Annotated in this window: 8 protein-coding genes; 5 read left to right on the plus strand and 3 right to left on the minus strand. The window is 47.8% G+C overall.

The features are described 5' to 3' along the window. Nucleotides 1-823: 823 nt before the first annotated feature. Nucleotides 824-1,795 carry a class A beta-lactamase gene (gene bla, locus H6G00_RS19425; protein ID WP_190798001.1) on the plus strand — a complete coding sequence of 324 codons (972 nt, stop codon included), beginning with the start codon at nucleotides 824-826 and terminating at the stop codon, nucleotides 1,793-1,795. Nucleotides 1,796-2,256: 461 nt separating this feature from the next. On the opposite strand, the gene H6G00_RS19430 is transcribed toward bla, so the two are convergent. Beyond that, entirely contained in the window at nucleotides 2,257-3,363 is a 1,107-nt protein-coding gene (locus tag H6G00_RS19430; RefSeq protein ID WP_190798002.1) for an aldo/keto reductase, read from the minus strand. A gap of 48 nt (nucleotides 3,364-3,411) precedes the next feature. Further along, nucleotides 3,412-4,140: an SDR family oxidoreductase gene (locus tag H6G00_RS19435; RefSeq protein WP_190798003.1), complete on the minus strand. Its 729-nt coding sequence runs from the start codon at nucleotides 4,138-4,140 to the stop codon at nucleotides 3,412-3,414. Nucleotides 4,141-4,434: 294 nt separating this feature from the next. On the opposite strand from H6G00_RS19435, the gene H6G00_RS19440 reads away from it, so the two are divergent. Then, a complete protein-coding gene (locus H6G00_RS19440; RefSeq protein ID WP_190798004.1) occupies nucleotides 4,435-5,355 on the plus strand; it encodes a LysR family transcriptional regulator in 921 nt (306 codons plus the stop codon). Nucleotides 5,356-6,010: 655 nt separating this feature from the next. On the opposite strand, the gene H6G00_RS19445 is transcribed toward H6G00_RS19440, so the two are convergent. Further along, nucleotides 6,011-6,538, minus strand: coding sequence for a hypothetical protein (locus H6G00_RS19445; RefSeq protein WP_190798005.1), 528 nt, complete (start codon nucleotides 6,536-6,538; stop codon nucleotides 6,011-6,013). A 176-nt stretch (nucleotides 6,539-6,714) separates the two neighbouring features. Between H6G00_RS19445 and H6G00_RS19450 the strand changes: the two genes are divergently transcribed. The 3 genes from H6G00_RS19450 to H6G00_RS19460 all read left to right on the plus strand — a co-directional run. Beyond that, nucleotides 6,715-6,918, plus strand: coding sequence for a hypothetical protein (locus tag H6G00_RS19450; protein WP_190798006.1), 204 nt, complete (start codon nucleotides 6,715-6,717; stop codon nucleotides 6,916-6,918). Between the two features lie 92 nt (nucleotides 6,919-7,010). After that, nucleotides 7,011-7,193, plus strand: coding sequence for a pentapeptide repeat-containing protein (locus H6G00_RS19455; protein WP_190798007.1), 183 nt, complete (start codon nucleotides 7,011-7,013; stop codon nucleotides 7,191-7,193). Between the two features lie 59 nt (nucleotides 7,194-7,252). Beyond that, nucleotides 7,253-7,523, plus strand: a 271-nt coding sequence (locus H6G00_RS19460; RefSeq protein WP_190798008.1) for a transposase, incomplete at its 3' end; no start/stop codon positions are given.

The following is a 7,523-nucleotide window of genomic DNA, read 5'->3' on the forward strand; positions in this document are numbered from 1 at the left end:
AAGGGAGTAGTGTCTCTCAATCCAAGTTTATTGAAGTACTCTTTGGAATTACTGCTTAAAGTAATCCAAACAATACAGATTGTTTGTCCTTAAACAGTTTTTGCGACAGAACCGTTGAGCCACCCATCCACCTTTTGGTCTCAGTGTTTCAGCCCTATTTCACTGACTGGCGCAAATGACGAAGCTTCAAATAACAGTTCAGTTACCTTAACCCTTTCAGACTTCCCCTTGCCCTTACCCAGATTGGGGCTTCCAGGCTTGGATACGTTCGTGGTCTGCATTCCACTGGGTTCATTACTTACTGCCAGCGTGACCGGAGTCAATGACTCTTTTACGGGGGGACAGTGGGACAGATTCCACTGGGAAAGAAGGCTTTCCACTCATTTAGGAGGATTGTCTTAATCCTCTAACACTCGACTTGCTACATCGCACTGCTACCTTTACCCCTAGAAGCAGCAATGCTGGCACAAAAAACCCCAGCATTGCTGCTGAGGCAGGTGTCTTATTGCTTTAACCTTCCCTTAGCGAAGGGCGGTAACGAAACCTGTGCGGCGATCGCCTAATCTATCATTGCCAGGCGCTCAAGTGCGCCAATTGCTTCGCTGTTGCGGGTCGTATACCCAACTTTCGGCGAAAACCTTTTGCTCTGGAACCCACTGTTCGCCGTCAAACACGTAAAGCTTGCTTTACGTTGTCCGTTAGGGTTTATTTTGAAGGTTCTTTGCCAACTTAAAACACAAAATTCAATAAAATTTCTGGAAGTCCGAAATCTGACAGTTACCAAGTGTAGCTCTAGGCTGGTCACAGCTCCAATTCAGGTTTTATGATTCAAGCAACAATTAGAAATGTGTCGCTTTACGTATTTTGTTTGTCTTTACTGACGGTTGGTTGTACGAGTAACAACTCCAGCAACAGAGCAGACAACCCAGACAGCCAAACAGATGTATCGACGGAGGTTGTAGCCACTGCTAATAACGAAAACGACTTAAGCACTCGCATTGAGCAAATCTCTCAGACTGCTCAAGGGCGGGTTGGGGTTACAGCCACAGTATTAGAAACTGGGGAGTCAGTTACTCTAAATGGAGATCAACAATTTCCGATGCAGAGTGTCTATAAGTTTCCCATCGCAATGGCTGTTTTGGCTCAAGTAGACCAAGGAAACTTGAAGCTAGACCAGAAGATTCGGATTGAGGCAAGTGATATCGTCCAGGACAGTCGGATTCTAGATGAGAGTTCACAAGGAATGGAATTCGATCTGGCTGAATTATTGCAGTATGCAGTTTCTGAAAGTGATAACACTGCTTCTGATGCGCTGTTACGACTCATCGGTGGACCACAGCGTGTCACGGAATATTTACGCGAGCTTGGCGTGGATGACATCGTTGTAGCGAACACAGAAAACGAGATCCAGTTCGGGCAGGATCCATCATTGCAGTATCGTAACTATGCAACGCCGGATGCAGCTGTTAACTTATTACGTGCTTTCCATGAAGGGCGAGGGCTTTCAGAATCTAGTCAAGCCCTACTGCGGCAATGGATGACAGAAACCCCGACAGGTCCAAATCGGATTAAAGGACTGTTGCCGGAGGGGACAGTTGTAGCACACAAAACGGGGACTTCGGCTACTGTTGATGGCATGACAGCTGCAACCAATGATGTAGGACTTGTGACGTTGCCGAATGGACAACATCTAGCGATCGTCGTTTTTGTTTTAGATTCGACAGCTAACGCTACGATACGCGAAGAAGTGATAGCAAAGGTTGCGCAAGCAGCATGGGATGAATGGAGCAAATAGGTGCAGGACAGTACTTCAATGAGTCAAGAGTATGAGACGATTTGAAGTCGCTGTTACCGTCTAACATAGTTCCTGGTGCAGCGGACTGACGAGAGATCTCTGTCTTCAATGCAAATGGGTACAACCGCTGACTTTAGTCGTTAGGCAGCAGGGGAGAATATGACAGAAGAACCAGATAAACCGAAACGCAGAAGCAAGGTGCGGGAGCGTGCAGACGAAATTAAACCGTACCTGTGCAAGAGCCTGATTGCAGTTCTGGAAGATCCCCATGACATAAGAAACATTGGGACAGTCATAAGGAACGTAAACGCATTCGCCTTTGTATAGCAGCCGAGTTGAACTCAGCGGAGTGGGTGACTGCTCCGCTGAGTTCAACTCGGCTGCTATACAAAGGCGGAAAAGACCAACAGCGACAGGAAAATCAAATAGCTAAATCTACGCAACATGATACAGACTCCATCTCAACCGATCGGACGTGGGTTTCGCAGGCGAACCAACCCGTTAAAATTCTTGCCGGGATACCAGGGCGTTTGGAGAAGATTGTCAAAACCGGGAAGGCTTTCCATGTGCTCCACCAGCCGGGTACGCATTGAACCATCAGGTAACGGTCCTCTTAATGCACCCATATTTTCAACAACGTGGTCGGGGTTTGTGGTTGCGGGAATCGCGCAGGTTACAGCCGGGTGAGAAATCACATACTTGAGAAAAAACTGCGCCCAGTTCTCGCAGCCAATCTCGCTGGCAAAATCGGGTAGTGGTTGCCCCTTTACCAATTCAAAAAGGCGGGCTTTCTCAAAGGGCATGTTAGCTAGGACTGCTGTTCCTCGCGCCGCCGCCGCAGGAAGAATTCTATCTTCAACTCCACGCTGACGAATTGAGTAGCGAAGTTGAACAAAGTCCAGATCGCCGTTCTCGATCCACCTCTCAAGCGCAGCAAAGTATAACGGATCGTGGTGGGTAACGCCCACGTAGCGAATTTTACCTTCTGCTTTCCATGCCTTTAACAGGGGTAAAATCGCATCTACATTCACCAAGCTATGAACCTGCATTACATCAATGCGATCGCGGAACAATCGCGTCATTGATTGTTCAAACTGACGCTGCGCCTGACTAGGATCGCCCAGATACTCGCCAGTTGCCCAGGTTTTGTCAGCAATAAACAAATCATTGGTCAAGCCAAGTGTTCTAGCAAATTCGCCTACGTTCACTTCCGACATCCCATAGAGCAATGAGGTATCGACCACTCGCCCGCCTGCATCCCAAAAGCGGCGCATCACTTGTTGAAGATGATCGCGGGGTTGATCAGACAAAGCATCAAAGGTCATAAACGTCCCCAGACCGATTGCAGGCAGTTTCTCCTGTGTGCGCGGGATCTCCTTCGTGATGATCTGTGAGGGTTGGGTTGAAGCAGGTTGCGACGGTTGAGTTTGAGTTTGGGTTTGATTCTGTGCCTGTGCCGTCTTAAAAAGAGTAGGTGTTAAGGCAGCGGCAGCGGCACCAAATCCTAACAATCCAAGTACCGACCGACGGGAAACATTTTGCCTAATTGCTGGACGGGTTGCCTTCATTGTGCGTTTCCTTTGTGATGTGTTAAAGATGAAATATGCCGAATTTGATTAAGCGTAACCACCGTTAGCGCGAAGAACTTGAGCATTAACCCAGTCCCCGTCTGTTCCTGCCAGGAATGAAACGACACGCGCAATGTCGAGGGGTTCTCCAAGCCGCTCCATTGGAGCAAGCTTGCTGAGATGCTCAATCTGTTCTTGAGTCTTGCCCTGGAGAAAGAGTTCTGTCGCGACTGGTCCTGGCGCTACCGCATTGACCGTGACATTGCGACCGCGCAACTCATTAGCGAGAACCCGCACCAATCCTTCAACTCCCGCTTTGGATGCAATATAGGCTCCATAGGTTGGAAACGACCTAGCGATCACGCTGCTAGAAAGGGCAATGATGCGGCCACCATCACTAATGTGCTTTGCCGCTTGAGCCAACACGAGAAATGTACCGCGCAGGTTCGTCGCAATGACGCTATCGAACAGTTGCACGTCATTGTCAATGATGGGCGACAAGGACATAATCCCGGCACTGTGAACGACGACATCGATCGATCCTAGTGTGGTGATGGTGTGCTCAAAAAGCTGCTCTACCTCGCTCTCTTTCGAGACGTTGGCTTTTACGGCGATCGCATTGCCGCCCGTAGCCTGGATTTCACTGACAGCTTCATCAGCCTTGGCGCTGCTTTCCGAGTAGTTCACAACAACAGAAAATTCATCTGATGCGAGTCGCTTTGCAATCTCGCGTCCAATACCGCGAGAGGCTCCAGTTACAATTGCTGTCTTCGGCATGATTGGCCTCGTAATGTTCTAGATCGGTCGGTTGAGGATAGTGCGTAAAAAACTCGTTCAAGTCTTATAGCTATACAGCAGCAGCAACTCCAGCAACTTCCGGTAATGGCTGAAGCGCTCCGTACTTCGCGTTAGGTGCAATCAAAAATTTCAATTGCCATCTAGACAGTAAGTTGCTGGCTTGCTGTTAATGACAAACACAAATGAACCTATGTCGATCATTGCACTTTACCTGCGATGTGTCCAATGCATATTGAAGATAGGGACTATATCAATGATGGTATAGTTAAAGTCATGACTCAACAGTTCCCTAATCTCTCCCGCATCGACCTGAACCAACTTCTGGCTTTACAAGCCCTTTTGGAGGAGAAACACATCACTCGTGCCGCCGCCCGCGTCTCGCTCAGTCAGCCCGCGATGAGTCGGGTGCTGGGTCGGTTGCGGGCGGCGATCGGCGATGATCTGCTCGTTCGTAGCGGCGTGGGGTACGAGCGAACGCCTCGTGGCGATCGCTTGCTGCAAGAATTAGAAGCGCTCCTGCCTCGCCTCAACGCGGCGATCGGAAGCAACGACTTTGATCCTTCTATTTCGCAGCAATACTTCCGCGTCACAAGCACCGATTACGCAGTTGCCGTGATCGTCAGCGGCGCGGTACGACTCTGCCGCAAGCTTGCTCCTGGCGTTCGCGTCGAGGTCATTGGCTGGACACCAGAGAGTTACCGTCACGTAGAAACAGGACGCTGTGACTTGGCGCTCGGTGTGGGCAGCGTACCAACCCCGCCCAAGGGACTAAAGGTGGAAGTGCTGTACCAGGAGCATTTCATCTGCCTGATCAGTGTAGACAACCCATTTAAGAACGAGCGTTTTTCTTTGGACGAATACCTGCGTCGTCCACATGCGAGCGTCGCCATCGCAGAAGGGCAGCAAACGATGATCGACCGTCCGCTGGCTGATCTGGGAAAGGCAAGAGATATTGTGTTCCAGTCACCCTACTTCATGGCAACCGCGCTCAATATTGTGAGTACCGACCTGATATTCACCGTCCCCATGCGTGTTGCACTCGAACTCTCAAAGTTGGCAAACCTTCGGCAAGTATTGCCCCCTCAAGAGATTGGGGACTTCCCCTACACCATGATCTGGCATCCTCGGCTCGAGGGTGATGCTGGACAGGCATGGTTCCGTGACCAGATCCGGGCGACGGTGAGACGAGGGTAAAAAGGTTGTGGTGCTTAAACTGATGCGTCGCTAGGGAGTATTTTAGAGGTTCTCCGCCAGCCCTAAACACAAAATCTAATAAAATCTCTTGGAGTCCGAAATCTCACAATTAGCGAGTGTAGGTCCAGGTTGTTCACGACTCCAATTCAGGTTTGATGATCCGAGCAACCATTAAAAAACTGTGGCTTTCCATATTCTGCCTGTCTCTACTGACTGTATTGACTGTTGGCTGCGGGGCGTAACTATTCAACGAAGCAATCAGGGTTCTAGCCTCTAAAAAAGGTGGAAAATAGCAACTGTACTACCGATCTTCAAGTAGTACGAAGTCCACATTTAGTCCAAACCTGTACTACTACTAGCTTTCAGGGAGATGGAGTAGCTTAGGAAAAGCCGAAATGCTTGATCTGCAAGCGATTTAACCTGATCTTGCAGGTTTTTACACGTATCCTGTCGCAATCCCTTTCTTGGTATGTTGAGGCAAAATCACAAAAATTTTTCTGGATGCTTTGTGCAGTAAAGCTTTCAGAGCCTACGTGGCGCTTCGTTGCAGCTACGCTACCTTTGCCCCTATTCCTTCAAAGGACAAGTAATGTGTTAATCCGGTTACAAAGCAGTTAAACAACAACAGCCAATAAACAGGTTTTTTCTATTCTTATTACTGCTGAAATAGAGAATTAAACCAAGTCACATTCTCAGGATCAGTATCGGGAGTCCAACCACTTTCTGACTCAAGAAATGTATATCTGGTTGCTTGCTTAAAAGCCCATACCCCGTCCTGATAAGCGTAGTTCGCTTCGATATAGACTTTGTTCTCGATTCGCTCCCCGCCGTTATACCAATTCAAATCGTATTTAACCGTACCTATATAGGGTGTAACTATTGAATCAGATTGAGTAATGTCATAGGAAGTCCCAGCTACTTCAGCAGTATAAGTGCATGTACCGTCCGAATAGCTTCTAGTCATCCCCTCTTGTAATTTTGGATTTATAAGTTGGGAGTCTTCGTTGATTCTTCCTTCCAGTCTGCTCTTAATTACTTCAGGGTCATTAGCATTTTCCTGTGCTTGCTCCTGAGAAAGTGGAGAGGCTTGGTTGCTGCTGCTAGTACAGCCATACCCAGAAAAGAATTGTAGAAGTATTACAACAGCAAGCGCTTTCAGTAGTTTTGCTTTGGTTTGGCGCATTCTTCTAATCCCAACGATTTCATTCCGAAGAGTGCCCTCTATAGAAGCTAAGGTATCAGGAAAATTTTTGAACCTTCCACACACTCTTGTTCAAAGCTTCACGTAATTTACGTAGACACGAGATTTTATCTTCACGATGGGTTTACTAAATTAGGAGCAACTTAACGGAGGAAAACATGTCTAAGAACAACGATGTTGTTGAAGTTGGAGCCTATGCAGCAGGTGGTGCTGCTGCTGGAGCTGGAGTAGCTGCTGCGGTCGGTGGAATGGGTTTAGCTGTAGGAGGAACCGCTGTTGCGATCGGTGCTGCTCCTGTAGTTGCTGCTGGGGCTGTTGTAGGACTTGCAGCTTTCGGTGTTAAGAAAGCATTTTTTAGTTGAGGCTCCAATAGCTTTTTGGTATGGCAAACCCTGAACACTTAGCTTTGTTTCAGAAAGGAGTTCAATACTGAAACGCATTTCGTGAGAAAAATGTGTTTTTTCCTGACCTTTCTGAGGCAAAGTTAGATCGTTTAGATCTTAGAGGAATAAACTTCAAAGAAGTTAACTTAACTGAAGCGCAACAAACAAAATCTGTTTTAATTGGAGCCGACTTAGAAAAGGCTAATTTCTCTAGATCGCCTTTATATAGTAATGGTTGCGGGATTGTAAATTGAAGTGTGTCAAAGGTCAGAAGTTGAGATCTAATGAACTACTGAACCAGAGATAGAAACACATGACCTTTCAACCTGAACTGCTTGACCAACTGCTACAAAGCTACGAGAAACCCGAAGACCTGTTGGGTGAAGGTGGGATTTTGAAACAATTAACCAAAGCCCTTGTAGAACGCTGCTTAGAGGCAGAAATGAAGACCCACCTGGAAACTCAAGAGGCTCAAACCCAAGCATCAAAACCTGCCAATCGCCGCAATGGGCATAGCAAGAAAACGATTAAAGGGGAGTTTGGTGAGGCAGAAATCGCCGTTCCCCGTGACCGAGACTGCGAAT

This window comes from Leptolyngbya sp. FACHB-541, from assembly GCF_014695875.1.
Classification (GTDB): Bacteria; Cyanobacteriota; Cyanobacteriia; order Elainellales; family Elainellaceae; genus JAAUTN01.

Bases quoted from the DNA above. Each gene is read 5' to 3' on its own strand.
- bla (WP_190798001.1), top strand. From the start codon at position 824: ATGATTCAAGCAACAATTAGAAATGTGTCGCTTTACGTATTTTGTTTG.
- H6G00_RS19450 (WP_190798006.1), top strand. From the start codon at position 6,715: ATGTCTAAGAACAACGATGTTGTTGAAGTTGGAGCCTATGCAGCAGGT.
- H6G00_RS19445 (WP_190798005.1), bottom strand. From the start codon at position 6,538: ATGCGCCAAACCAAAGCAAAACTACTGAAAGCGCTTGCTGTTGTAATA.
- H6G00_RS19440 (WP_190798004.1), top strand. From the start codon at position 4,435: ATGACTCAACAGTTCCCTAATCTCTCCCGCATCGACCTGAACCAACTT.
- H6G00_RS19430 (WP_190798002.1), bottom strand. From the start codon at position 3,363: ATGAAGGCAACCCGTCCAGCAATTAGGCAAAATGTTTCCCGTCGGTCG.
- H6G00_RS19435 (WP_190798003.1), bottom strand. From the start codon at position 4,140: ATGCCGAAGACAGCAATTGTAACTGGAGCCTCTCGCGGTATTGGACGC.